22 protein-coding genes and 1 other RNA gene are annotated in these 26,100 nt (G+C 41.9%); 12 read left to right on the plus strand and 11 right to left on the minus strand.

Annotated elements, in window-relative coordinates; translation table 11 throughout:
* Window positions 1-144: 144 nt before the first annotated feature.
* The 3 genes from ACOQOE_RS08315 to ACOQOE_RS08325 all read left to right on the plus strand — a co-directional run bounded on the left by ACOQOE_RS08315 (window position 145) and on the right by ACOQOE_RS08325 (window position 8,406).
* Window positions 145-5,031 (plus strand): alpha-2-macroglobulin family protein, encoded by a 4,887-nt coding sequence (locus ACOQOE_RS08315; RefSeq protein WP_420555417.1) that lies wholly within the window; start codon window positions 145-147, stop codon window positions 5,029-5,031.
* Between the two features lie 6 nt (window positions 5,032-5,037).
* Window positions 5,038-7,365: a penicillin-binding protein 1C gene (pbpC, locus tag ACOQOE_RS08320; RefSeq protein WP_067867643.1), complete on the plus strand. Its 2,328-nt coding sequence runs from the start codon at window positions 5,038-5,040 to the stop codon at window positions 7,363-7,365.
* 78 nt (window positions 7,366-7,443) lie between these two features.
* On the plus strand, window positions 7,444-8,406 hold the full coding sequence (locus ACOQOE_RS08325; RefSeq protein ID WP_067867669.1) for an MBL fold metallo-hydrolase: 963 nt from the start codon (window positions 7,444-7,446) through the stop codon (window positions 8,404-8,406).
* A 120-nt stretch (window positions 8,407-8,526) separates the two neighbouring features.
* Here ACOQOE_RS08325 and ACOQOE_RS08330 read toward each other — a convergent pair whose 3' ends face one another.
* Window positions 8,527-9,102, minus strand: a complete 576-nt coding sequence (locus ACOQOE_RS08330; protein ID WP_067867641.1) for a YceI family protein — start codon at window positions 9,100-9,102, stop codon at window positions 8,527-8,529.
* Window positions 9,099-9,668, minus strand: coding sequence for a cytochrome b (locus ACOQOE_RS08335; protein WP_067867637.1), 570 nt, complete (start codon window positions 9,666-9,668; stop codon window positions 9,099-9,101). The genes ACOQOE_RS08330 and ACOQOE_RS08335 overlap by 4 nt, the downstream gene beginning before the upstream one ends.
* A gap of 100 nt (window positions 9,669-9,768) precedes the next feature.
* Here ACOQOE_RS08335 and ACOQOE_RS08340 point away from each other — a divergent pair, with 100 nt between their 5' ends.
* A complete protein-coding gene (locus tag ACOQOE_RS08340) occupies window positions 9,769-10,683 on the plus strand; it encodes a LysR family transcriptional regulator (protein WP_067867634.1) in 915 nt (304 codons plus the stop codon).
* 30 nt (window positions 10,684-10,713) lie between these two features.
* Here ACOQOE_RS08340 and ACOQOE_RS08345 read toward each other — a convergent pair whose 3' ends face one another.
* Window positions 10,714-11,940 carry an EAL and HDOD domain-containing protein gene (locus ACOQOE_RS08345; protein WP_420555418.1) on the minus strand — a complete coding sequence of 409 codons (1,227 nt, stop codon included), beginning with the start codon at window positions 11,938-11,940 and terminating at the stop codon, window positions 10,714-10,716.
* Between the two features lie 674 nt (window positions 11,941-12,614).
* Between ACOQOE_RS08345 and ffs the strand changes: the two genes are divergently transcribed.
* The 3 genes from ffs to ACOQOE_RS08360 all read left to right on the plus strand — a co-directional run bounded on the left by ffs (window position 12,615) and on the right by ACOQOE_RS08360 (window position 13,666).
* An RNA gene (gene ffs, locus ACOQOE_RS08350) (signal recognition particle sRNA small type) lies at window positions 12,615-12,711 on the plus strand.
* Between the two features lie 178 nt (window positions 12,712-12,889).
* Window positions 12,890-13,219 carry a hypothetical protein gene (locus ACOQOE_RS08355; protein WP_067867628.1) on the plus strand — a complete coding sequence of 110 codons (330 nt, stop codon included), beginning with the start codon at window positions 12,890-12,892 and terminating at the stop codon, window positions 13,217-13,219.
* A 108-nt stretch (window positions 13,220-13,327) separates the two neighbouring features.
* Window positions 13,328-13,666 carry a hypothetical protein gene (locus ACOQOE_RS08360; protein ID WP_067867625.1) on the plus strand — a complete coding sequence of 113 codons (339 nt, stop codon included), beginning with the start codon at window positions 13,328-13,330 and terminating at the stop codon, window positions 13,664-13,666.
* Between the two features lie 105 nt (window positions 13,667-13,771).
* Here the strand turns inward: ACOQOE_RS08360 and cynS are convergent, their stop codons facing one another.
* Window positions 13,772-14,212: a cyanase gene (cynS, locus tag ACOQOE_RS08365; protein ID WP_067867622.1), complete on the minus strand. Its 441-nt coding sequence runs from the start codon at window positions 14,210-14,212 to the stop codon at window positions 13,772-13,774.
* Between the two features lie 276 nt (window positions 14,213-14,488).
* Here cynS and ACOQOE_RS08370 point away from each other — a divergent pair, with 276 nt between their 5' ends.
* Window positions 14,489-15,115, plus strand: coding sequence for a DUF2238 domain-containing protein (locus tag ACOQOE_RS08370; RefSeq protein ID WP_231867978.1), 627 nt, complete (start codon window positions 14,489-14,491; stop codon window positions 15,113-15,115).
* A gap of 2 nt (window positions 15,116-15,117) precedes the next feature.
* Here ACOQOE_RS08370 and ACOQOE_RS08375 read toward each other — a convergent pair whose 3' ends face one another.
* Window positions 15,118-15,990: a LysR substrate-binding domain-containing protein gene (locus ACOQOE_RS08375; RefSeq protein ID WP_420555419.1), complete on the minus strand. Its 873-nt coding sequence runs from the start codon at window positions 15,988-15,990 to the stop codon at window positions 15,118-15,120.
* Between the two features lie 140 nt (window positions 15,991-16,130).
* On the opposite strand from ACOQOE_RS08375, the gene ACOQOE_RS08380 reads away from it, so the two are divergent.
* Window positions 16,131-17,249: an S-(hydroxymethyl)glutathione dehydrogenase/class III alcohol dehydrogenase gene (locus tag ACOQOE_RS08380; protein ID WP_231867979.1), complete on the plus strand. Its 1,119-nt coding sequence runs from the start codon at window positions 16,131-16,133 to the stop codon at window positions 17,247-17,249.
* A 63-nt stretch (window positions 17,250-17,312) separates the two neighbouring features.
* Complete coding sequence (fghA, locus tag ACOQOE_RS08385; RefSeq protein ID WP_420555420.1) at window positions 17,313-18,149, plus strand: S-formylglutathione hydrolase; 837 nt, start codon at window positions 17,313-17,315, stop codon at window positions 18,147-18,149.
* 68 nt (window positions 18,150-18,217) lie between these two features.
* Here the strand turns inward: fghA and ACOQOE_RS08390 are convergent, their stop codons facing one another.
* The 3 genes from ACOQOE_RS08390 to ACOQOE_RS08400 all read right to left on the minus strand — a co-directional run bounded on the left by ACOQOE_RS08390 (window position 18,218) and on the right by ACOQOE_RS08400 (window position 21,352).
* Window positions 18,218-18,832, minus strand: a complete 615-nt coding sequence (locus ACOQOE_RS08390; RefSeq protein WP_067867609.1) for a LysE family translocator — start codon at window positions 18,830-18,832, stop codon at window positions 18,218-18,220.
* Between the two features lie 48 nt (window positions 18,833-18,880).
* Window positions 18,881-19,687: a flagellin gene (locus ACOQOE_RS08395; RefSeq protein ID WP_067867605.1), complete on the minus strand. Its 807-nt coding sequence runs from the start codon at window positions 19,685-19,687 to the stop codon at window positions 18,881-18,883.
* Between the two features lie 276 nt (window positions 19,688-19,963).
* Entirely contained in the window at window positions 19,964-21,352 is a 1,389-nt protein-coding gene (locus tag ACOQOE_RS08400) for an SLC13 family permease (protein ID WP_231867977.1), read from the minus strand.
* 101 nt (window positions 21,353-21,453) lie between these two features.
* Here ACOQOE_RS08400 and ACOQOE_RS08405 point away from each other — a divergent pair, with 101 nt between their 5' ends.
* Window positions 21,454-22,263, plus strand: coding sequence for an AraC family transcriptional regulator (locus ACOQOE_RS08405; RefSeq protein WP_067867602.1), 810 nt, complete (start codon window positions 21,454-21,456; stop codon window positions 22,261-22,263).
* Window positions 22,264-22,330: 67 nt separating this feature from the next.
* On the opposite strand, the gene hisC is transcribed toward ACOQOE_RS08405, so the two are convergent.
* A complete protein-coding gene (gene hisC / locus ACOQOE_RS08410) occupies window positions 22,331-23,401 on the minus strand; it encodes a histidinol-phosphate transaminase (protein ID WP_420555421.1) in 1,071 nt (356 codons plus the stop codon).
* A gap of 192 nt (window positions 23,402-23,593) precedes the next feature.
* On the opposite strand from hisC, the gene ACOQOE_RS08415 reads away from it, so the two are divergent.
* The gene (locus tag ACOQOE_RS08415) at window positions 23,594-23,989 is read left to right on the plus strand and encodes a DUF2750 domain-containing protein (protein ID WP_420555422.1); all 396 of its coding nucleotides are present in this window, start codon (window positions 23,594-23,596) and stop codon (window positions 23,987-23,989) included.
* A gap of 428 nt (window positions 23,990-24,417) precedes the next feature.
* Here ACOQOE_RS08415 and ACOQOE_RS08420 read toward each other — a convergent pair whose 3' ends face one another.
* Complete coding sequence (locus ACOQOE_RS08420; RefSeq protein WP_067867593.1) at window positions 24,418-24,825, minus strand: bacteriohemerythrin; 408 nt, start codon at window positions 24,823-24,825, stop codon at window positions 24,418-24,420.
* A 360-nt stretch (window positions 24,826-25,185) separates the two neighbouring features.
* Window positions 25,186-25,944: a hypothetical protein gene (locus ACOQOE_RS08425; RefSeq protein ID WP_067867590.1), complete on the minus strand. Its 759-nt coding sequence runs from the start codon at window positions 25,942-25,944 to the stop codon at window positions 25,186-25,188.
* Between the last annotated feature and the right edge of the window lie 156 nt (window positions 25,945-26,100).

Consider the following 26,100-nt stretch of genomic DNA (forward strand, 5'->3'; position numbering starts at 1 on the left):
TGCCGGAGCTGAGTCTCGCTTGCTACTCGATATTTTGCAAGCCAGATTTATAACGAAATAGTGGGATAAACCTATAAGGCCATTTTTATCTAAGTCTGTATAGATTAAGCTGTGCAGATATCAATTCGGTCAGGGAGTTTCTGAATGTTGAGTTACAAAGTATTGGGTTTTGGGGTGTTAATGGCGCTATTTTTGGCAGGCTGCTCTGAAGATCCAAATGATAGTAAAGGGGTAGCTGAAAGCGCTTCTGCTCCAGAATCCATTTCTGTCCAAAGTAATACTCAAACATTAACGGTGTTAGATATATCGGAACGAGAGTTTGGTGATGTAAATGCAATATCGCTTCTGTTTAATACACCGATAAAGCCGGATCAGGCCTTCACATCTTTTATCAAAACCGAGCCTGAATTAGGGAAGCCTGTGTTAAGTAAAGATGGAAGAACTCTCCACTTTACCGGTATCTCTCCCGTTACTGAATATGATATCCATGTTGCTTCTGGCTTAGTGGCTGAAAATGGAACCCAAATTAGCAAAGGATTATCAACAACAGTTAAAACCCGAGCACTTTCTAGTTTAGTTTCTTTTGAGACCGATGGGGTTGTTATGATCCCCGGCAAGGTTGATTCACTTGCCCTATTGGCGATCAATGTACCTGAAGCTGACGTCACTATTTATAAGGTTAAACCGGATCAATTGGTCTCTTTCTTTAATGAATATGCTTCACTGTCAACAGGGGACCGTTGGTATAATGATGAAACGCGTTTAGCTAATACTGTGGATCACCTGTATAGCACAAGAGTGAAAATTAGTGAGAAAAAGAATCAACGTAACCGTGCTAGTTTTCCGATTAATTTAGTACCCAATATTGATGATGGTGGTTTATACCTTGCGACGGTAAGAGCGCCAGGTGGTTTTGATTTCCAAGCAACTTGGTTTACGGTTTCATCTATAGGTATTCAAGCACGTGATTACGGTAAGCATACCCGTTTTATTACCCAAGATGCTAAGAGTGGTGCTTTACTCGAAGGTGTTGATTTAGAAATCTTAGATTACAATAATAAAGTTATTAGCTCAGGTACCAGTGATAAAGAGGGTGCTTGGGATCTTAGTAATGCTTGGCAAAAAAAATCCCCTCGCTTGATTATGGCAACCAAAGGTAATCAAGTTTCTGTATTAGCCTATCATACCCCTGACTTTGACCTTTCTAGTTTTGACCTATCTGGCCGAGCTGTAAGGGAGGTTGAGCATTTTGTGTACTCGCCTCGGGATATTTATCGTCCAGGTGAAGAACTGATTTTAAGCACATTGACTCGTGATATGGATGGCCAGTTAATCGGGGGCCCCATTTATATTGAGTTGATTAAGCCTGATGGCCAGAGTGCAGGAAAGTGGCGGGTAGGTGCCTCAACGCCTGGTTATTATGAATTTCGACATGCAATTTCCGATTCTGCACCGCTTGGCGAGTGGCAGGCACATGTATTTAGCTCAGCGCAGCCGAAACCTAAGGTACGTTTTAAGTTTAAAGTAGAAGAGTTTTTACCTGAACGCCTACGTCTTGTTTTTAATCAGCAAAAGCTTCTGAGCTTTAATCAAAATGATCTTATTTCTGTACCGGTTGTGGGTGAGTATCTATATGGCGCGCCAGCGGCAGGAAACCGTTTAGATACTCTAGCCATCATCAGCGGATGGGCATCCCCTTTCGATGAATTAAAAGATTTTAGATTTGGAGAGGTTGAGAGCGTTGCTCGTAATCAATTTAGTTTAGATTCGGTTGAGCTTAATAGTCAGGGCGAAACGATAACCGAGCTGAATAAAAATCAGTTTGATTGGAACCGTATCTCTACACCTACACGTCTACGTTTAAGTTATAGCCTATTTGAAAGTGGTGGTCGGGCAATTAACCGTACTCAATCAGTACTGCTTTGGCCTCGTAGTAGCTTCATTGGCGTCAAACCAAGGTTTAAAAATAATATATCTGAGACAGAGCAGGATGTTGAATTTGATCTTGTTCGAGCGGATGGGCAGGGTAATCTGCAGGCAAAAGGTGAAGCTAAAGCAACCCTCTATCGTATTGAAGAGAAATATTTTTGGAGCCATACCCCCGAGCGAGGTTGGCATTACCAGATAGAGAAGAATGAATACCCTGTCGCTAATGATGTGATCAATTTTGCGGATAATACTCGCCCGTCACTCAAGGTACCTGTTGAGTGGGGACGTTATCGATTAGAACTTGATGACTATGAGGGTAAAAGTAAGACTGTTTATAGATTCCAAGCAGGGGAAGGCTGGTACAACCGTTGGAATAGTGTATCGGAGCAAATTCGCCCAGATAAAGTTACAGTGGCGCTGGATAAGGCTGCTTATAAAGCGGGCGATAAAGTTAAAGTTCGATTGGCTTCACCAACTGAAGGTAGGGCTTTAGTTCTGCTTGAAACAGACCAAGTGCTAAGTACCGTTGAGGTGAAATTAGATAACCGCGAGGCGGAAGTTGAGATTCAACTGCCGCAACTTCTTGCTCGGCATGATGCTTATATTTCTGCTTTTGTTATTGCACCTACAGATCAGAAAGAGAAAGTGAGTAAGCGTAGCTTTGGTATAGCTCACCTTCCTTTAGATCGTTCAGGGCGCGAGCTGGATGTCAAAATTGATGTGGCTGACAAATTGCTGCCTGAAAGCCGTGCAGATATTAAAGTACAGGTTAATGATAAAAACGGTAACCCCGTTACAGGTGATGTTTATATCACGTTAAGTGCAGTCGATAGTGGTGTTTTGAGTGTAACCGGTTATAAACAGCCCGATCCGTTTCAGTTCTTCTACGGTCAACGTCGTTACAATGCATCGATTACCGATATGTATGATGACTTAGCTGAACCGGTCTTGAGTGATCAGGCGGAAGTACGTTGGGGTGGTGATGGCGAGCTAGAACGAGGAGGTGAGGCTCCACCCAGTGATGTGCAGATTGTTAGTTTATTTAGCTCTATCGTGAAAGTGGAGCAGGGTGAGGCTTCTATCCCGCTAGAGCTTCCTGCTTTTGATGGTGAGTTAACCTTAAATGCAGTCGCTATGGGTAGTGATCAGTTTGGCACTAAAATGGAGACAACTAAGGTTGCTTCACCGGTGGTGGCGCAACTCTCTATGCCAAGGTTTTTAGCTATAGGGGATGAAGCGGTTTTAGCGTTGGATCTAGCTAATGTAAGCGGCTTAACTCAAGACGTTGAGGTCTCTATTGATGTTCAAGGTTCGGTTGTGTTTGATGCTAAACAGCATCGTGTTCAGCTGGATGATGGGCAAAAGCAGATCATTCACCTACCTGTTAAAGCAAGTGCTATAGGCGAAGGTGATATCACTGCTGAAATTACACTAACGGATGACAAGGGTAAGGTTATTAAACTTTACCGTGAGTGGTCTATAGGTGTGCGTGCTGCTTATCCTGCAACTTACGGCCAGATCAGTGAGTACTTGAAGAAGGGCGAGAAAATTAGCTTCCCTGCGGATGCCTTGCAAACGCTCGCCGGTGATACGCTAAAAGCTCAGTTAAGAGTGGCAGATACACCCGATTTAGGTTCCGCTAATCACTTTAAAAGTTTGATGCGTTATCCCTATGCTTGCTTAGAGCAAACCACGAGTAAGTCCCAACCTATTGCGGTGCTTTTCGAACATGAGGAGCTACCCGAATTTGCTCAAGAAGTGAGTAATAGAGAGATTGAACAACGGATTAATAACGCGTTGGCTCGTTACACTGAATTACAAAAAGCGAATGGTTCATTTGGTTTGTGGGATAAGTTTTCACCAGAGGAACATTGGTTGACAGCGTATGCAACTGACTTTTTGTTGCAACTTAAACAGTCAGGCGTTTCGGTACCTGAGCCACTGTTAAATAATGCTCGAAATCGTTTAAACACTTATGTGCATAAACGTACCGCTCAGACTGTAAAAGTGTGGACAGACATTCCATCCCATTATGAGATCTCATACAGAGCTTATGCTGCTTACCTTTTAGCTCAAGAGGGGCGCGTCACATTAGGTCCTTTACGAGAGATGGCAGAAAAACAACTAGATGATGCACGGGGCGTGTTGCCAGGGGTTCATTTAGGATTAGCGATGATCGAAACAGGTAGTGTTGAAGAGGGTGAGAAATTAGTCTCTGATGCACTTTCTGTAAAAAGAGCAGAGGGATATTTAGGCGATTATGGTTCGGTTGTCCGTGATCAATCGATGGCGATGTATACTATTATCGCTGCTAAATCTGCATCTGAGGGATTGACTCTGCAGGCACTGCAACAGTTACCCGAGCTCCTTGTGGAGTTGAAACAGCAACGATGGCTGAGTACTCAGGAAAAAGCCGCTTTGTTACGTTTAGCGTCTGAACTATATCAGTTGGATAAAGATGGGAACTGGACCGGTGATCTGGTACAAGGCCAAATTGCTGAACTGGTTTCAGCATCAGGGGCGTTAGGTAAAAATATTGATAAGGAATCTCTACATGAGACACACTTTATCAATAAAGGAGATAAGCCTGTATTTGCTAGTTTTAGCTGGACAGGACTACCTATAGAGATGCCATCTTCATTGGATGAAGGGGTGCGTGTTCGAGTTGATCACTTCAAAGTGGTTAATGAAAAGGCTGTCGAACTTAAGAAAGATCAGGTGCTTAAAATAGGTGAAGTTGTATTAACACGGGTTCGTTTATACAGTGAGAAACCTGTACCTGATGGGCTACTTGTGAACTTAATTCCTGCCGGTGTGGAACTAGAAAATCAGAATCTACAGAATGCATTAAAACTAGATAGTATTCAGCTTTACGGTAAGGCTATTCAGCAGGAAGCAAACATTGTTTATCAGGCTTATAAAGATGATCGCTATGTGGCTGCTGTTAATCTTCCTGCTAAGCGAGAACAAACTTTGTATTTCTTATCAAGAGCGGTAACTCCAGGCTCTTATGCTGTGCCGCCTGCGATGGTTGAATCGATGTATAAACCATCGATACGAGGTATTAGCAATAGTATTAAGTCGATTTCGGTGATGCCATAACTTGTGATGGGTCGGTTTAAATATGCTTTAGGTTTGCTGGTGGTGGTTTGCTTTGTTTTAAGTGGACTACTGCTAGCAGATATTTTTTACCCCTTAAAGCAGCCGCAACATGATCAAAACTTTGCCAGTATCGTATTGGACAGGCAAGGGGAGCCTCTACGTTCATTTGCAGACAGTAAGGGGGTATGGCGCTACGAAGTCAGCTTAGCGGATGTATCCCCTTATTATCTTGAAGCGCTGATAGGTTATGAAGACCGGTATTTCTATTCCCATTGGGGCATAAACCCTTTCAGTTTGGTGCGGGCCGGTTGGCAGTATCTAAAAGAGGGTAAGATTATTTCGGGCGGCTCAACGCTTACAATGCAAGTGGCCCGTATCTTATATCCTCATCCGAGAACCTTTGCTGGGAAATGTCAGCAATTACTGCGGGCATTACAGCTAGAGTGGCACCTTAGTAAACAGGAGATACTGGAGCTTTATCTAAACTACGCCCCTTTTGGTGGAACTTTAGAGGGCGTGCAAGCCGCCAGTTTACAATATTTACATAAGCCTGCTTCTTCATTGAGATATTCTGAGGCCGCCTTGTTAGCGGTATTGCCTCAAGCGCCATCGCGCTTGAGACCTGATAGACATCCACAGCGAGCAGAGCGGGCGCGGAATAAAGTGCTGGAGCGTATGCTCAGTCAACGGCTTTGGAGAGACGCTGTTGTAACGTCGGCTAAACAAGAGCATGTAGCGGTGTGGCCATTAGCAACACCGGTTGATGCGCCTTTGTTAAGTCGTCGATTACATCGACAGTATGCCGCAGAGCGAGTGATTAGTAGTACAGTAGATCTAAGTTTACAGCAGCAGTTTGCAGATAGAGTCAAAAGTTACGTCTCACCCTTACAGGGGGAGCTATCCGCTGCGGCTCTGTTAGTGGATAACCGTTCACATCAAGTATTAGCCTATGTAGGTTCTGCTGATTTCTTTGATAATAAGCGAGCGGGTCATGTTGATATGACAACCGCTGTACGCTCACCAGGCTCAACACTTAAACCTTTTCTATTTGCCTTAGCTTTAGATGAAAACCTAATTCATAGTGAATCTTTGTTGGCGGATGTGCCTAGAGTGGCGAATAATTATCGGCCTGGAAATTTTAGTCAAGGGTTCTCGGGGCCGGTGTCGGCTTCTGAAGCATTGACCCGTTCCTTAAATCTCCCATTCGTACAGCTTATTGAAGCTTATGGAGCACAAAATTTTGTTAATAAATTACATCATGTAGGCACAGAGTTAACGATCCCAGATGATGATGCAAACCCCGCTATTATCTTAGGTGGCACTGGATTTACTTTGGAGAAATTAGTGACGATCTATAGTGCATTGGCTAATAAGGGGAGTGTTTATCCACTTAGGTATACGCCAGCTACGGCTGAGGAAAAGAGTCGTCAATTAATGACCCCCGAGGCGGCTTGGATTACATGGAAGGTTTTGAACGGAGTTAAGTTGCCACGCAATCTACGTTACGGTGTATCACGTCAGAATTTGCCAGCAATCGGTTGGAAAACGGGTACTAGCTGGAATTATCGTGATGTTTGGGCAGTCGGGGTGTCAAAGGAATATACCTTAGGGGTGTGGTTGGGTAGGCCTGATGGCAAACCTATGGAAAAGACTATGGGTAGCGTATTGGCAGGTCCTTTGCTATTTAGTTTGTTCAATCAATTAAATACCAGAGGAGAGGAGATTGAACAGCCCGCATCGGTTTCAGAGCAAAAAGTGTGCTGGCCTGATGGGAGGAAAGAGACGTTTGTTGATCCTGAAAACTGCCATATAAAACGTATGGCTTATGTCATTAATGATTCTACTCCACGGACTTTAGCATTTGGCTATCAGTGGGGAGAGAAGTCCCCTCAGTTTTTTACACCTGAATTGAATTATTTAGTTAATCACGACAGCTTACAGCGTGTTACACGTGAGTGTGATAACGATGCAATCGCGCAAACCGCTTATCTTTGGCCTAATGCGTTAGAGCCTTGGGTGAAACCCTCACAGAGAATGTTTTATCAACTGCCTCGGTTTGATTCTCGCTGCAACGTGATCCCGCAAGAGAGCGCTCCTCTACGTATTACTGGCATAAATCAGGGGCAAGTTTACTATGTTTTAGATCATCAGATGGTCACGCTTAGTGCTGAAGTGGAAGGTGCTGCAGGAGAGCTGTATTGGTATCTCAATGGCAAACTACAGGATTCCCGTAGTACAAAATTAACCCTCCAATTAAAAACACGCCAGCAATATAAGCTTTATGTTCAAGATAAAACGGGGTCGAATGGGCGAGTTGAGTTTGAAATTTTATAATCAACTTGCTGCTAAATAAGCAATAGCTTATATTTGTAAGGGACTATCAACAATACAAATAAAATAAAGATGGCGCTTATGAACTTTACTCATCGATTTAAAGGCTTGAGCCTTTCCTGTTTACTTCTATCTTCTTCTATTTATGCTGCGAGTCCTGCAGATAAATATCCAGAATCAATGCTTTATAGCCATCCTGTCAAAATTGCAGAGCATGTGTGGTCTGCTATTGGAGCCACTCAGTATTACAGTTATGAAAATGGTGGGCATAATAATAATTTATCTTTTGTGATTGGAGAGGAAGCGGTATTAGTTGTTAATGGTGGCGCTTCTTATCAACTTGCTAAAGCCTTACATGATGAGATTAAAAAACAGACAACGCTTCCAGTAAAGTACGTGGTTGATGAAAATGGTCAATCCCATGCAACACTCGGTAATAGTTATTGGAAGGAGCAGGGTGCGACGATAATTGCTCATGAGGATGCCCTAGAAGAGATTGAGGAAAAAGGCTTGGATGGTTTGGAAAGCCTTAAACTTATTCTTAAAGAGCGCTTTGAAAATACATCCTTAGTTGAGATTGATCAGACATTTAAAGAAACAATGTCACTTGATTTAGGTGGATTGCAGGTCGAATTAATCCATTTTGGCCCTGCTCACTCTGCGGGTGATATTTCTGTTTTTATTCCATCCAGTAATGTATTAATTGCGGGGGATATGGCTTTTCATCAACGCTTATTGCCCGTTTTTCCTGACACAGATACTGCCGAATGGTTAGCGACATGGCAGACTAAATTTGCACCTTATGCGGCGGATAAAATTATTATCCCAGGCCATGGTGAGGCGACTGATTTTAAAACAGTAGATCAATGGACGCGGGGTTATCTCGAATATATTCGCGGTAAAGTGGGTGAACTTATAGAAGAGGGGGGCATGCTTGAAGATGCCTATAAAATTGACCAAAGTCCTTATGCCCACTTAGAAACATTTGATGCCTTGGCCGCTAAAAACGCAGGTCGGATTTTTGAAGCAATGGAGTTTGAATAAAAGATATCCAATAGATGGAGCGTAAATTCCATTGAGCTCTTATTAGAGGCTAATATCAAACAGACGAATTAAGATTAATTCATCTGTTTGATTTATTCTGCTAGTTTTAGTCTATACAGCTTATTTACGGATACCTTCGATATTAAGATCCATATAAACGGTTTCTGCGGCTGGGCCTAGCTCATAGTTCATACCAAACTCTTTAGGTGTGAGCTCAAGAGTACCAGAAAAACCAACTCGGTAACCGCCCCAAGGGTCTTCACCTTCGCCAACTTTGTTCACATCAATAGAAACCTCTTTAGTGGTTCCGTAAAGCGTCAGCATGCCTTTCATTACACCACCGCCATCAGCATTCGGAGCAAAGGATGTACTTTTAAATGATGCGGTTGGGTGTTCTTCTACATTTAAATACTCGTCACCACGAATATGTTTATTACGTTCGGCGTGGTTTGAGTCGAATGAGGCAACATCGACCTCCACATTGATTGATGCGTCAGCAGGTGATTTTGCATCATAAGAAAAGTCGCCCTTAAAAGTACTAAAACGACCAGTTAGCCAACTAATGCCTAAATGACTAATGCGAAACCCAATAGATGCATGAGCGCCTTTTGTATCAATGACATAATCTGCTGCATACAAAGGTGTGGTTGATATCAGTGAGGCTAGTGTTAGCCCTTTAATAAGTTTTCCTTTCATTCTGTTTCCTCGCGTAGCGCAAGCATGCGCTTTAAAGTTGAATCTTTATCGATAAAGTGGTGTTTTAACGCTGCAGCGGCATGTAGCCCCGCTAGTAAAATAAGTGATGTTGCTACGATAAAATGAATCTTGCCGGCAATATCTTCTTGGTTTCCTATTCCAATTGGGAGTGCTGGAATACTAAACAGGTTAAAAAACTCAATTGCTCGGCCATCTGCAGTAGAGATTAAATAACCGGAGATAACAGTGAACAGTACTAATAAATACAATAAACCATGAGCCATTTTTGCAACGAATAAGAGAGGTGCCGGTTGCGGCAGCGCAGCAGGTGGTTTATTAAAAATACGCCAAACAATACGTAGAAGCAGAGTCATTGCGACAAGAATACCAATGCTTTTATGCCAGACAGGCACAGTCTTATAGGCTGGGTCGTAATAATCTAAGGTCTCTATATACCACCCGAGGGGGTAGAGCCCAATAATGGCAAATGCCATCAGCCAGTGCATGAAGACAGGTCCCCAGCCATAATTTTTTTCATCGTTAGTGAGTTTATGATTAAAAACCATTATCAACTTATCCCGTTGGCTACGATTAATTGCTTTTTGTAATATAAAGACCGATCATTAATGCGTCCAATGCATATTTTATATCATGGTTATGCCTTAAATGAATTTACGTTCAGTCGATCTTAATTTACTTGTGGTGCTTCAAGTGCTTCTCGATGAGCAGCATGTTTCTAAAGCAGCAAAAAAATTGCAAATGAGCCAGCCAGCAGTAAGCCGAGCTTTACAGCGCTTACGGCAGACACTCGATGATCCTATTTTAGTTAGAACGCTCAATGGTTACGATCTGAGCGCTCGTGCAGTTACTATTCGTCAGCAGCTTAAGCAGGTTTTGTTGGATGTAGAAGGCATTATGCAGCCAGAACATTTTGATCCAAGTAAAGCTGAAGGTGTATTGAAATTAACGGGTTTAGATTTAGAGCTTGTTTTGTTAATGCCTACAGTTGTCAAGATGTTACGTCTTAAGGCGCCTAATTTACGTGTTGAAATTGTGCCACAGCGGAGTGAACACTTTGATCTTTTAGAGCAAGGGGAGGTGCATTTTTTAGCAACAGGTTTACAGCCAAAAACCGTGCAGGATCAATATCGAAGGATGGAGGTAGTTAAGACGAACCATGTTTGTGTGATGGATAAAAATAACCCTTTAGCTAAAGGGATGACACTAGAGCAATATGTTGCCGCTTCCCATGGGCTCGTTTCTATTACTGGCAAAGGGCCGGGAGTCATGGATGAAGTATTAACGGAGATGGGCTATAAGCGAAAAATTATGCTTCGTTTAGCTAATTTTATGTCTGTTTCAGCTTTTTGTAGCGGCTCTGATCTTGTTTTTACATTGCCTGAGATTATGGGTAAACACTTAATGTTCAATGACGACTTAGTTATTCGACCACTGCCAAAAGAGGTTGATCTGCCGAATGTGACGTTTTATTTTTATTGGCATGAGCGTTTTCAACATGATCCTATGTGTTCTTGGGTACGCTCGGAATTAGAGCAATTATTAGAAAATAGCTCAGTCTAAGGTCAGTATTTTTTAAATAAGTTTTTCCTCTTATAGGTGACTTCCCTCCATCATCTGCATAGCTTCATTGCTCCAGCGTAGTGATTCAAAATAAGCTTCTGCATATAGCTTACGCAGTTCCTCAGGGAGAGTGAAACTAGATTGGCCAATTATATAGAGATTAACTGTTTGTAATAGTTTTCCTGCTTTACCTTCATAACCGGAAATAGCTCTCACAATATCTTCTGATACAGATAATTGGCCGAGAAGCGTACTTTGTTCTACTCCAAGTAGTGCGTCTAAGATGGATAGCACCCCTGTGATAAAAGCTAATTCAGGGTCAATTCCATCAGTTGCTTGGGCTATAAATTCACACATACGTGCGGTGATCAGTATCTGCCGTATCAGCTCACTTGGCTTATCATTATTGCTCGATAGTGCTAAAAGAGTGGCCCATTTGTTTATTTCATTTAAACCTAGAGCAATAATCGCCTGGGTTAAATTTTCTATTTGATTTGGTAAATTGTACTGTGCTGAGTTAACTATGCGTAAAAGCTTAAAAGTGAGCTGAGGGTCCCGACAGATAATGTCCGAGAGGGTCGCTGCGGTTACATCCTCATCTTGAAGGACCGCTAGTAGATGAATCACAATCGCTTGGTTAGAGGTTAATTTCTTTCCTTGGATTTTTGTGGGTTGCGATAAAAAGTTACCTTGGAATAGTCGAAACCCCAATTTATAGCAGGTTTCATACTCCTCGTAACTTCCAACATTTTCTGCCAAGGCTGTGACTTTAAAACGTTGAATCTGTTTTAAATGGGCCGATATATCAGACTGACTATGTTTGATGATATCAACCCTAACTACATGGGCAAGCTCAAGTAGGGGATTGTATTTTTCAGAATAGGTAAAGTCATCGATGACTAGACGGTATCCAGCTTCGACATAACCTTTAAGTGAATTAAGGAGCTTTGGTGTGATCTCCTGATCTATTTGGATCTCAATGACTAAATTATGGCGGGATAAGCTTGGTAAACTCTCTGTTTTGATAAAACTCTCAGTAACATTGAGAAAAGCGGGTAGTGATTTTAAAGTGCCTGAATCATAGATGCTGGTGAAGTTATTAATCAGCACATTGCAGGCTTCCTGATCGCCGTTTAAAAATTTTGCGACCTCATTGCCGTTTTCGGAATGATAGAGTAGTTCGTAAGCAACAACGTTAAGATTGCGATCGAAGATTGGCTGACGTGAAAGGCCTAATTGATTAAAGTGTTCATCCATGTTGCTTTACCTTTGATTATCCCAAGACGCATATACTTAAGTTAGTGTATGGGCCTATAAATATTGCCGCAATAATTGATCCATATAAAACAGAAAAAAATTAGATCAATATCAGTAAATTACGATCTTTCTCGTCTCAGTATAGCCCTATCTTTTGGGAATCTTCGTTCATATCCGGTTTTATTATTTAAAGTTAATTCTTTTTAGAAAAGCTATAAGTTTTAGTCATAGGACTTTAGTATATGTGTAAAGAAGATCTATGAGAGTTATCCCATTCAAAACTATCCGTTACCTAATAAGATTACCTAAGATGTGTATGCTTGACCGTCACTATGGTTGTGCATAATACCACGTTGAAAACGTTCCAAGCAGGACGTTAATTACAACGACGGTTTCAGCGGATATTCTTCGGGACCAGGTCTTAATGATGCTCAGTTGTTCTGTACCGATTATGGCAGGGGTTATATGGTGGTATGTCAGAAAGTTACTAAAGCACTACGGGGATGATTAAGCACTTCTGTTGAGCTATTTAGGTGGTTTTGAAACATAGAAAGACTAAAAAACAATAAGTTAAGCATATTGCATTTGCATCTTGTTTTTTCACTGGTATACTGCGCGCCTGTCTTACGGAAACGCCCTTAAGGCAAGGCTTACAGGCCACGCGATGGTGGCCCTGTTGGTCCTTCCGCAATGATAAATCGTGAACCTGGTCAGGCCCGGAAGGGAGCAGCCACAGCGATGGATTCATGTGCCGGAATGTGGCTGGCGGGGTCACCCCCAATCTCTATTTCTAGTACCATCTCTCCATTTTCTAATCCCTTATGTATGAAAAATTCTCATTCAGCTTTTCAATTTAGACGTCTACACTAAATTCACCGTTTCATTTTTTAATCCATAGTCGATACTTCGGTTGCTATGGAGCAGCATGTGCGCAAGGTGGCGATTTGCTATGCTGAAACTTGTTAAAGACTTTCATAATTACCAGTTTGTTTATTATTGGATCGATAACCAACGAAAAAAGGTTAGTCCAAGCCTTCCAACAAAACAGTATGCGACAGAATGGTTAATTCACTATCATTTTGAAACTTACTCAGGGCGAGAACGTCGTCGCCGGATGCTGGATCGACGTTCTGAATCTCAGAAGATAAATTTGCGGGGTGTACAGATTTTCTTCTCTAAACGAAAGGGATTAACGAAGGGGCGACGTCGCTCAGACCTTAACGTAGAAGTCGATTTTGATCTGTCTAAAAAGAAACTGAATAAACTGCGCAGCGCTTAATTTGTTGACTTATTGATCAGAAGCACTATATTTTATGGTAGCATTTAAAACGTTTGTTAGATTACTAGTGTTTAATTCAATATGGCATAAGCAGTATTGTCGTTTCTTATGGATAAGTTGGACGGTTCATTGAGATTGGTTAAAGATCTAAGTTCATCGGGCATTGTTTATTTTTGGATAGATAAAGACGAACAAAAGCTGAGTCCCGATATTCCTAGCCTACCGCTTGCAGAGGAGTGGTGGACAAATTACCTGTTCTCACTGTTTGATGGGCCAGAAAGACGTTACTCTCTGATTGATCGCCGACAAGATAAAAATCAACGTAAAGATATAGACCAGCAGCTGTTTTCTAACCGTTTAAACCCCGCAGGCAGGCGGGAATCGGATAAACCTATTCAGGTGGATTTAGATCGCGTTGCTGATAAGCTCAAAATTTATTACAGCTAACTCTTATCCCTTATCCCTTATCCCTTATCCCTTATCCCTAATTTTGCTTCTGTGGAGTGAGGTGCAGTTTTCTATGTTTAAAAACTGCACATTACTTAGCTATATTTACCAGCTTTTATAAGGTAGGAATTTACCATTTAGCGTGAGTAATACGCGGTCACCTTTAGGGTCTTCAATTTTATCGACCTCCATGGAGAAGTCGATTGCACTCATAATGCCATCCCCAAATTTTTCTTGGATCACTTCTTTCAGTGTTTCTCCATAGACTCCAACTACCTCATATAATCGGTAGATAAGTGGATCTGTTGGCACTTGCTGATCCCAAACTTTTGTTGGATAAGCTTCTAAAGCAGTTGTGACTTCTGGCCCTAGGCCTAAATAATTAGTGATTTTCTTAGCGGCCTCTGGGGAGGCGCTGTTCATGCCAAGGCAGGCAGATGTAAGCCATACAGGAGACATGCCGAGATCAGTCCCTATTTTTTCCCAGCTTAGTTTCTTCTCTATTTTGGCTGTGACTATCGCATCAGTCATTGCTAACTTGTCCATTCAAATCTCCTCACTATCGTAAATAACGGCGTACTGAGAATCTGGTGTATATAAGGGCGAACATCGAAGTGTTAGGTAGTAAATTGCACAATATTGGTGCTTGAGTTCTTCGATATCTAACTACAGCCAGTTATTTACATTGATTTATTTAGTTTCATATAGGTAAAAGCAAAGGAGGTGCCAAGTTATTTAATGGATCTATCTAAGCTTTTTAGGGCGCTTTTGGTTATATTGAGTAATCCTTTTAAGTACATGGCAACATTGAGGTTAGTGTCAGTGGAGACGGTATTAAAATATATCTGGATAGCTGTTTTCGTTACAGTACTGGTCTGGTCAGGTATTCATCCGAAAGAGCAGATGACGTGGTTTTTAGAGGTATTACCTGCGCTGCTTGGCGTTGGCTTATTAATAGTGACCTATAATCGCTTTAGATTAACGCCTCTCTTGTATCTGTTTATCTTAATACATTGCATTATTTTAATGGTGGGAGGTCACTATACCTACGCTGAGGTTCCTCTATTTGATTGGCTCAGAGATGGCTTAGGTGGTGAACGTAATAACTACGATAAAGTAGGGCATTTTGCTCAAGGTTTTGTGCCTGCTCTGTTAACTAGAGAGATATTGCTTAGAAAGGCAGTCGTCAACGGTGCTACGTGGCTGAATTTTTTTATTATCTCGATCTGCCTAGCGGTGAGTGCTTTTTATGAATTGCTGGAATGGTGGGTTGCTTTAGCTATAGGTCAAGATGCAGATGCGTTCTTAGGTACACAAGGTTATATCTGGGATACTCAGTCAGATATGGGCTGTGCACTATTGGGCGCGATCAGTTGTTTACTGCTTTTATCTAAATGGCATGACCAGCAGCTTTCTAAATACCCAAGCCGTTTACTGACAAAGGGATAGGTCTACATTGCCAAGTGGGTAGACATATAATCGATAAGCATCCGGACTTTAGGTGATACATATCTGTTCTGTGGATATAACGCCCAGATACCTTCATCGTCAGGTTGATAGTTCTTGAGCAAGGGGATTAATTGGTGGCTATCAAGGTGTTCCTGTACATAGTAATCAGGTAGTTGAACAAGGCCTAAGCCTTTAAGCGCCGCATCAACGAGGGCGGGGCCACTATTAAAATTTAAGCTCCCATGTATCTTAATATTATGTTCCTGTCCGTTTTCCTGAAATCGCCAAAACTGAAGTGTTCCTTGTAAACAGTTATGTTGTTCCAGCTCTGTAAGTAGGTGTGGCTCTCCATGGTTAGATAGATAGGTGGGAGAGGCACAGACAAACAACCGTCTTGAGGCTAGCCGTTTTGCCATCATACTTGAGTCGTCCAGCTTGCCGAGCCTAATGGCTAGATCAAAGCCGGAATCAACCAGATCTATTTTTTGATTGGTAAATAGGCATTCAATCTCTAATTCAGGGTAGAGGAGGGAGAAGTCATTTAGCATAGGCGCTATCTTACTCTCACCAAAGGATGTGGGAGCGGTTAAGCGCAGCCGTCCTTTTGGTGTGTTTTGTAATTGTGTAAGAACCCGCTCAGCTTCACCAAGCCCATCTAATAATTGGCGACAGTGTTGGTAATAGATACCACCGGCTTCAGTGATAGAGACCTTTCGGGTGGTTCTGTAGAACAGTTTGGTTGATAAGCGCTTTTCGAGTGCACTTATCTGGCGACTCACTTGAGCCGTGGATATGTTTAGCTGGCGTGAGGCCGCAGTAAAACTCTCGGTTTCTGCTACCGCAACAAATTCTGCAATACCCTCCCAACTGTACATTACCGCTCCCGTTTCCACTTTATTGTTACAATATAGTAAAAGACATTTATTAAAATTATGGATTATAACCTTGGAGTAATTAACTACAATAGTTCTATTGTAATTATTCAAGAACGCTAGAGGTGGGTATGAGTGAGAAGATGATCAAATCGAAAGCGGCCATTGCTTGGGGTCCAAATCAACCGCTATCTATTGAAGAAGTGGATGTGATGCCGCCGCAAAAGGGCGAGGTTTTAGTCCGTATTATCGCTTCCGGTGTTTGTCATACCGATGCTTTTACCTTATCGGGTGATGACCCTGAAGGTATATTTCCTGCGATTTTAGGCCATGAAGGGGGCGGTGTTGTTGAAGCTATTGGCGAAGGCGTAACAAGCGTTGCGGTAGGCGATCATGTTATTCCTCTTTACACACCCGAGTGCGGTGAGTGTAAATTTTGTACGTCCGGTAAAACAAACTTATGCCAGAAGATCCGTGAGACTCAAGGTAAAGGTTTAATGCCCGATGGAACTACACGTTTCTATAAAGATGGCCAGCCGATCTATCATTATATGGGTTGTTCAACTTTCTCTGAATTTACCGTTCTTCCTGAAATCTCTTTAGCTAAAGTCAATAAAGATGCGCCATTAGAGGAAGTCTGCTTACTTGGTTGTGGTGTAACTACAGGTATGGGCGCAGTAATGAACACCGCCAAAGTTGAAGAGGGTGCTACGGTTGCCATCTTTGGTATGGGCGGCATTGGTCTATCTGCGGTTATCGGTGCGACTATGGCTAAAGCGAGCCGTATTATCGCGATTGATATTAATGAAAGTAAGTTTGAATTGGCTAAGAAGCTTGGGGCGACGGATTGTATTAACCCTAAAGACTACGATAAGCCAATCCAAGAGGTCATTGTTGAACTAACGGATGGCGGCGTTGATTACTCATTTGAATGTATAGGTAATGTGGATATTATGCGTTCGGCTTTGGAGTGCTGTCATAAAGGTTGGGGCGAGTCGGTTATTATTGGTGTGGCTGGCGCAGGGCAGGAGATCTCCACCAGACCTTTCCAATTAGTAACTGGACGTGTATGGCGTGGTAGTGCGTTTGGCGGTGTAAAAGGCCGCTCAGAGCTGCCTGAGATCGTTGAACGTTATATGTCAGGTGAGTTTAAGCTTGATGACTTTATTACGCATACAATGGGTCTAGAGTCGATTAACGAGGCGTTTGATTTAATGCACGAAGGTAAGAGTATTCGTAGCGTTATTCATTTCGATAAATAAGGCTCCATCATCAAGAGGCTTTATTTCAAAGCCTCTTTTCGGTGTCTTCGTTAAGGAGTTCCTATGAGTATTGAAAACCTGAGTCAAAACAAATGTTTTGATGGTTGGTTAAAGCAATATAATCATCAATCATCTGTCTTAAATTGTACGATGCGATTTAGCATCTTTTTACCACCTCAAGTGAATGATGGGGCTAAAGTGCCTGTTATCTACTGGTTATCTGGTTTGACCTGTACTGATGAAAACTTCACTCAAAAAGCTGGTGCGCAAAGAGTTGCGGCTGAGCTTGGGGTTGCGATTGTTGCACCCGATACTAGCCCTCGGGGTGAAGGCGTTGCTGATGATGATAACTATGATTTAGGCCAAGGTGCGGGTTTCTATCTTAATGCTACAGAAGAACCTTGGAAGCAGCATTATCAGATGTATGATTACATCACTAAAGAGCTACCGGCACTGATCGAAGAGATGTTTCCGGTGACGGATAAACGTTCAATTTCCGGTCATTCAATGGGTGGACACGGTGCCTTAACTATTGCGCTAAAAAATATCGACAAGTATCAGTCAGTATCGGCGTTTAGCCCCATCACTAACCCAATGAAGTGTCCTTGGGGGCAAAAGGCGTTTACTGCTTATTTAGGTCGTAACACTGAAACATGGAAAGCATACGATAGTTGTGAGCTTATTAAACAAGCAACATCGACCCTACCTATGTTAGTTGATCAAGGAACATCGGATGATTTCTTGAAGGAGCAACTGAAGCCAGAAGCGCTTTCCCAAGTGGCTGTTGATATGGGCTTTCTGTTAGAGCTGCGTTATCACAATGGTTATGATCATAGCTATTATTTTATGGCTAGCTTTATTGAGGATCATCTTAGGTTTCATGCCAAGTATTTGAAATGAACCTTAGATAATCAAGAATTAAAAAGGGTATAGATCGCTGATTTATCCCCTTTTTTTATTCTCGAATATCAGTGTCGAGTAATCAGAAATAAGCCTGCTCCGGCCATAATGGAACCCGCACTTTTATTCAGACGGTTAACTGCTTTCTCTGATTTAAACCAGCGACGTGCTTTACTCGCAAAAAGTGCGATCAGCATTAAACCACTCATCAAGCTAACTAATGTTAGAAAAGAGGCGAGTGCTATATCCATATTATCGAGTGCAGTTAGATCCATAAATGTAGGTAAAAAAGCGATATAAAACAGAATCACTTTAGGGTTTGAGGCAGAGATGAGAAAGCCTTGAATAAATCCCATTATGCCTTCGGATTGTTTCTCACCATTAGCCTCCGTTAAATCTAACGGGGCATTCCACATTTTCCAGCCTAAGTAGATAAGGTAGCAAGCCCCTAAGATTCGAATAAAGGTAAATAGCTCACTCCAATGGGTGGCAATAACGGCCAAACCATAACAGGCAGCAACTAGGTATAAAATATCACTCATGGTCATCCCTAACGCTAGCATAAGACAAGCAGGTGCACCTTTAGTTAGAGCGCGGGCTAAAATGGCAAAGATACCTGGGCCGGGAGTAATACTAAAAATAAACACTGCCACAAAAAATGATAATGCGCTTTCTAAGGTCATAAATAACTCGAAAATAGGGACTGTAACTATCGTTGAAGAGGGAGGTATTTAGCTGGCCAATAAGTTAAGGACTAAACCTCGGTTAGCATTAGCTTGTGCTTGCATTGCAACTCCGACCTCTTGTTGAACCAGTGCCGCAGAGCGCTCGGAGAGTGTTTTCGCATAATCGGTGTCTCCAATCCTAGAGACAGCCTCCGCGCTATTTAGACTGGTCTCAGACAGTTGATTGATTGTGCTGTCGAGCCTATTTTGGTTAGCACCAATTTCGCTAGATACGGTTGTTAAAAAGTTTTGTGCGTTATCTAGCTGATCAAGCGCTGCACTCTCAGTAATATCAATTGAAAATAAACCTAATTCTTCTAAAGAGTCGGTTAGATTGTATGTCGTAATGTTTTGAGAGTTTTCAGAACCAGGCCCCGTCTGAAGTTTTAACTCGCCGTCTTGGGAAAGAAGGGATTGGCCATTAAATGAGGATTTAGAAATCGCGTCTTTAATACCTTCAAGTAAAGCGTCGGCTTGTTTCTGTAATGATGCTTTATCATTGCTATTGAGTGTTCCGTTTTGAGCTTGGACGGATAATTCTCTGATCTGTTGCAAGGAATCATTGACTTGGTTGACGCTACCCTCGGCAATTTGCAGGGCTGATATACCATCTAAGCTATTTTTAATGGCGGTATTATTACCTAATTCTTGCCCTTGTAGCTGAAGAAAAACTTGGAGACCAGCAGGATCAATCGCAGATTCATTAATACGTTTGCCAGAGGCAAGTTGTTGATCATATTGATTAACACGGGTTTGAATCTGATTAAATTGATTAAGTGAGCCAGCCGAAGCGCCTGTCACAGTAATAGCCATTAGAATATCTCCCTTACAATCCTCTCAATTATAGCTTATTTCAGTGAAACGATAGTGAGATTTGTTCACGCTATAGAAGGGGGTATTGTAGAAAAAAAAGGCGTACCTAAGTACGCCACAATATCTTGCAAAGGATAAGATTAGAATGCGTGAGCATTCAATGACTCAAGGTAAAAAGAAGAAAAGCTTGAGTGAACAACGATAGTAGTTTTTCTTGCGCTTAACTAACATCATCTCTTAGTTCTATTATAAAAAGTATGGTTATTATGGTAGGGTTTATAACCAGCCAAGTATTTTCCACCAGAGGTAATCTAAGGGAAATAGGACTAAAATTGTAATAGGGGTTAAGACAAAGCAAAGTTTAGCAGCATGTCTAATCGATACCCCAGCCAATTGCATTCCCACCATTAAGGGGGCTGATTGGAAAGGAAAAAGAATAGTAGAGAAGCCCAATACTTGAGTCATCAGAACGGCCTCCAATGTAAAACCACTTTTATCACTCATCTGCTCAGCGAAAGGGGTTAGTATGGCGGGCACACCGGGAAGTGTTGCAACCATACCGGTAGTAAAAGCAGTAAGGGAGAGAGAAAGATAGCTCAGTAACGGGTGTTCGCTTGAAAGTGGTAACCACGTATTAAGCTGCTCGCCAACTACATCACCTATACCGCTATAGTTAATTAAAGCACCAACACCTAGTACACCAACAACAAATACCAGCGAGCTAATATTAAATTTCTTCTGGAAACTTTGCTGGCTTACCACGCCAATCCTAGGCATTAACAGTATACAAACCGCTGCCAAACCTATCCAAGCTGCTGAGATATGATGGAGAGAATCGGTTAACCAGAAACCGAGAGTGACCATCATAATAACCATCAATTTATATTCCTGTTTGGATACAGGTTCTTTAGCTACCGATCGGTTAGAGCGCGTAGGTGTGTCGGGAAATAACCAGACAATGACAGCAATAATAAGTAAAGCTTTGATAAAACCTAAAACCGGGAAATGCAGTAGTAAGTATTCTGCATACATAGGTGTCCAGTTATGCATAGTTTCAGCGGCGCCGATCAGTACCATATTAGGTACGTTTGCGGGTAGCACTGCAAAGGTGGGTACATGACAACCAAAGGCTGCAGCAAGCGCAACACCAATTTGACCATTACTGCCCTCTTTAAAACCGCAACTTGTCCCCATCGCCATTGCAATAGGGATTAAAAGTACAGCCCTACCTATAGAGGAGGGCATAAGAAAACCAAGCAAAATAGAGAGTAAAACAATGCCGCTAATAAGATGGGTGTAGCTTTTATCTAATCGGCCAGTAAAAGTGTTGCCTATACGTTTTGCTAGCCCCGTTTCATTAACCGCGATACCAATAATTAAACCGGAAAAGATAAGCCAGCAAGCTGTTGAACTAAAACCAGAAAATACAACCTCGGCAGGTGCTATGGCTAGCAACATAGCGGCGGTCATAAAAATCAGCATACTGAGGTGTTCAGAGATTGCGCTGGTGGCTAAGAGTACTAGAGCCGATAAAATTAAACAGGCAGATAAAAGTTGTTTGTTATCGAGCGGCAAAGATAGAGGGCTCAAAAAGGCAACAAAAAATATACTAGGAATAAGTATCAGAGCGATTAATTGTGAACGGCTTAATTGAAGATTGATCATTGCAACACCATTATTAATTATCTCATGGGCTTATTGTGACAGGGAATTAAAAGTGATTTAGTCGATAATATGACAATAAATATCGCATAAGTGACAAAGCTATGGAAAATTCTACTTCTAAACGGCAACCTTCATCTATTGGTCAGAGAATCGATTCGCAGCGACCTATTGTTGGTTTACGGGGGCATTTAGCAGCTAACGTAGATATGGATCCACACCAGCATCCACGGGGCCAGCTTGCATATGCTAGCGAAGGGATTATCCGTGTATACACAGATGCAGGCAGTTGGGTTGTTCCTCCAACCCAAGCCGTTTGGATACCGGGAAATATAGTGCATAGAACGAATGCTGAGGTGTGTGCTGAATTGCGTCATCTGTTTGTCGATCCAGCGTATCTACATAGCTTATCTGATCAATGTAGTGTGGTCGAAGTTTCCCCTCTACTGCGGGAACTGATTATGAAAGTAGCGGATTTTGGTACAGAGTACTTGCCAAATAGTCCCGCGAGTCGGATATGTGCGGTTATTTTAGATGAGCTTCAAGCACTGAAACCCTCTTTACTTCATCTGCCAGGCGCAACAGATCGACGTTTGCAAAGGGTGATGAAAACAATGATTAAGTCACCCAATGCTGAAACAAGTCTAAATGAGTTGGCTGCCAAAGTTGGTGCCAGTGAGCGAACGGTTGCTCGGCTATTCAGCAAAGAGACAGGGATGACGTTTCAACAATGGCGCAAGCAGTTAGTGCTGCAAGAAGCGGTGGATAGGATAGGAAAAGGGGATGCGGTGATTGATGTGGCATTAGCTCTAGGTTATCGCAGCCCGAGTGCTTTTGTAGCGATGTTTAGAAAATCCCTAGGTAAACCGCCGGGTCAGTATTTTAGTGATACAGGTACAAGAATTGAGTTCTAATATAAAAAAACAGCCCTAATAAATTAGAGCTGTTGTATTGATTAATCTGTGTTTACTAAAGCTTTAGTTATAGCTTAAAAAGATCAGGGTGTTGTTCTAGTGTATCCACTAAAAGCTGCATCTCTTCTTGCGTACCGATACTAATACGCAGGTAGTTATCTATACCGGGTTTACTAAAATAGCGGACCAATATTTTTTTAGTACGAAGGTAGCCCATCAACTCGGCTGCTTCTAAGATGCGGTGGCGAGTAAAAAGGAAGTTGGTTTTTGAGGGTAGGCTAACAAAGCCTAATTCAGCTAAACGCTCAATTGTCCAAGTCCGAGTAGCAATAATTTTTTGAGTCGTCTCCTCAAAATAAGTTTGGTCTTTTATCGCTGCAGCGGATGCTTCGATTGCTAACATATCCAGTGGGTATGAGTTAAAACTATTTTTTACCCGCTCAAGACCGTCAATAAGGTCTTCATGCCCAATGGCAAAACCGACACGCATTCCTGCAAGAGAGCGTGACTTCGAGAAGGTTTGTATCACTAAAATGTTGTTGTAACTCTGGGTAAGCTCAACAGCCGAACTTGCACCAAAATCCACGTAAGCTTCATCGACAACAATAACGGATTCAGTGTTACGTTTTGCTAATGATTCTATCTCGCCTAGCTCAATCGCGCGGCTTGTGGGAGCATTTGGATTTGCAAAGATAATACCGCCATTAGGCTGATCAAAATCATCTACGTTAAGCACAAATTCGTCACGTAGAGGGATTTGCTTGTAGTCGATATCGTAAAGGTTACAGTACACCGGATAAAAACTATACGTGAACTCCGGCATTAACAGCGGTTTGTCTTGCTGAAAAAATGCTGCGAAGGTATGAGCAAGTACCTCGTCTGAACCGTTACCCACAAATACATGCTTACGTTCAACGGAAAAGTGATCGGCAATTGCATCTTTTAATAGTGTGCAATCTGGATCTGAATAGAGACGTAGACGATTTGTATCGAAATCCTTAATAACCGCTTCAGCAAGAGGTGAAGGTGGGTAAGGATTCTCGTTGGTATTGAGTTTAGTGATCCCTGATTCTTTAGGCTGTTCGCCGGGGACATAAGGGGTTAGACGCTTAATTGCATCACTCCAATATTTGCTCATTATATGATCCGTAGTGGCGCGCACGTTTGGAAATCGCTTATAGATCTGCCCGTGCGGATATAGATTGTTAACTGGCTTGAAGAATAGCAGAAAAGTGGTTTTTTCATAAGCCTGATAATCGAATGCTAATAGTTCAAGAATCTATCATCAAATTGCTTTATCCTATCCTTTTCTAAGTTCGGATACAGGTTTATGTCAGCTCAAGATAACAGCTATGATTTGGCTGCAATCGAAAAATTAAATGATGAGCAGCTCTATGCTCTTTTTGTTAGAGAAGCAGTCTCATCAGATGAAATTTGGATTCTAACCGATCAATATGGCAGCGTAATGCTCAATACAGAAGATGAAGACTGCGTGCCTGTTTGGCCATATAAAAAGTTGGCTGAAGCTTGGGCTACGGGCGAGTGGGAGGCCTGTAAAGCAGAGGCAATCTCTCTGTCTAAATGGCATAGTCGTTGGACACCCGGTTTGGAGGATGACGAGTTTGCTGTTGTTGTTTGTCCGACTGAGGGCCGAGATGGGTTAGTGGTATCGCCTTTGGAGCTAGATAAGGCTCTTAAAAAGCGTAAACAGAAACAGAGTACTTAAATCCGTTATTGTGGTTAATCGCTTTGATTGGGGCTCTTTTTTATTAGAGCTCTTATTCTCTATAGGTTAGCTTTAGATCTGACTAGGTACCGCGAGTATCTAAGCCTTTATATCCTTTTAGCTTTTTCCAACGTTTTAATTGATCTCAAACGTTAATGGATTGGGTGTCTATTTCCTCCTCGTTTTTATCACTCTCATATAGATAAGCATAATCTCTCCTTAAATGGGTTCTGCGCAAACATATTTTAAATATGGTTTTTTTATGCAAGTTTATACCGTTATCTTGGTGATTTTTTTATAGGGCCCTAAGCTAGAACGCACTATAAAAATAAGACTAAAACCAAGTAAACAGGGGGAGGTTTAGGCTTATACCTGAATGCATAAGCCTAGATGAGTCTGAGATCACTTTCTTTTAGAGTGAAGTGTTTTCAGTGGGCATGCTGGTTGATAAACATGGCTGTGACTGTATCCATTGTTTTAATATGGTTGATAAACCAGTTCCACAAAGTGCAGTTAAGGTAGTGCGCAATATACTCTCGGTCGTTTCTCTCTTTCCACTGCTCTATTGCTTCAGCTAATTCAAACAGAACGCGGTCATGCTCCCCTTTATGGCAAGAATAAGGGGGGAAATTAACGCGTCTCATCTGTTCCTCTTCACGGGAAAAGTGGACTTGGTTATGAGCGAAGAACGCTTCGAGCCGTGAGGTAACCTCGTCTACAGTACTGTTCTCTATAGCAGCGAGTATGGTATCTAGTATTTCGACTGCTTCCTCATGGTCATTATTCATAAACTCTACTGTGACCTGAGGAATCAACTTTGTATCAGCATGCGTCATTATCTTGTGCTCCAAAAGAACATGAGTGTCTATCTTATGTGGAGAACAAAAGTTTAAAATTGATATCCGTCAATAACATATATTTATAATACATTTATTTATGGGCTGTACTCGCCTCTTTCAAATAACCCTATATTTTGATTAGAAAAGAATTAGTTCTAGGGTTGTCTAAAATGATGGAAAAGTACCTTAGTCTATTCATGCTGTTTTTCAGCACCTTGCGCAGAGGTAAGCTAGTATCAAGCAGATGCTTTTTAAAAGAGCGCTGTTAAGTAAACATTTGAGAAGTTGCCAGATAGAGCGTTATATAAAGCTAAATCTAAAGGGCGCAATCAAGTGGTTTGGCTGCCTGAGTAATGATTAGCGCCAATGAATCCAATAACTGTATTCAACGCGATTAGAGTTGTTGATTGTAGTTTGAAATAGTTGGCTTGCTGATGATGAGCATTGAACTCCTTTAAATTCAGGTTCTGCCCAGCCAGTCATACCTCCCATATACTCACGTTTATAGCCCCAAGTACCACATGACAGCACTAAGTCGTAATGCTGATCCCGTTCACAAATTGCGCAGGTCTCAAAATCAACCTCTAGATCTTTCCCTTCCACACCATAAGAATCGGAGACGTAAGGCGTGTCATAGATAGATACGGACGCATCGCGGAAGAATCTTCCCTGCCAAGGCTTGTCAGCATCATCTTTAGGGGTTTTGTGCAGCCCGCGACCATGTTCAAGTGGGGCATTATCATAGAAAGGGTTTTCGGCTTCGTTAGGGATATCAATCTGTATACCTCGTTCGCCTTGGTGGAGTTTAGCATTAGTTTTTCGAATCTGTAATAAGCGATAACGATCACAGTCTGCTAAGTTCAGGCCATCCGTTTTACCATTAAAGTTGTTTTTCAGGTGGATCTCTAAACCTATTCCCGTAGCATTATCCCCAGGGATATACTTCGCATTAGAGCGACTGCTATGGTACCAAGGCTTAGAGAAAATAAGCCGTCCAATGGATTCCTTTTGATAAGTAACAGGGCATACCTTCCCCACCTTTAGCTCTCCGGCCCATAGTTTATGAGATAGGACGCTCAGTAAAATCAACGGTAAAACTTTGTAATAATTAACCATCAAATCACCTTAATTGTAATTTGTATATACAAAGTATAGTCTAAAATTTATAAGCCGATAGTTAAGATTTAGTGGGCGATAAGGAGCTAGCTCGGTACTGTTGAGTTTAAGGGAGTGATAAGTTACAACCTAAAGATAAAAGAGAGACCGATCTTT

Source organism: Neptuniibacter marinus (assembly GCF_965223595.1).
GTDB classification, from domain to species: domain Bacteria; phylum Pseudomonadota; class Gammaproteobacteria; order Pseudomonadales; family Balneatricaceae; genus Neptuniibacter; species Neptuniibacter marinus.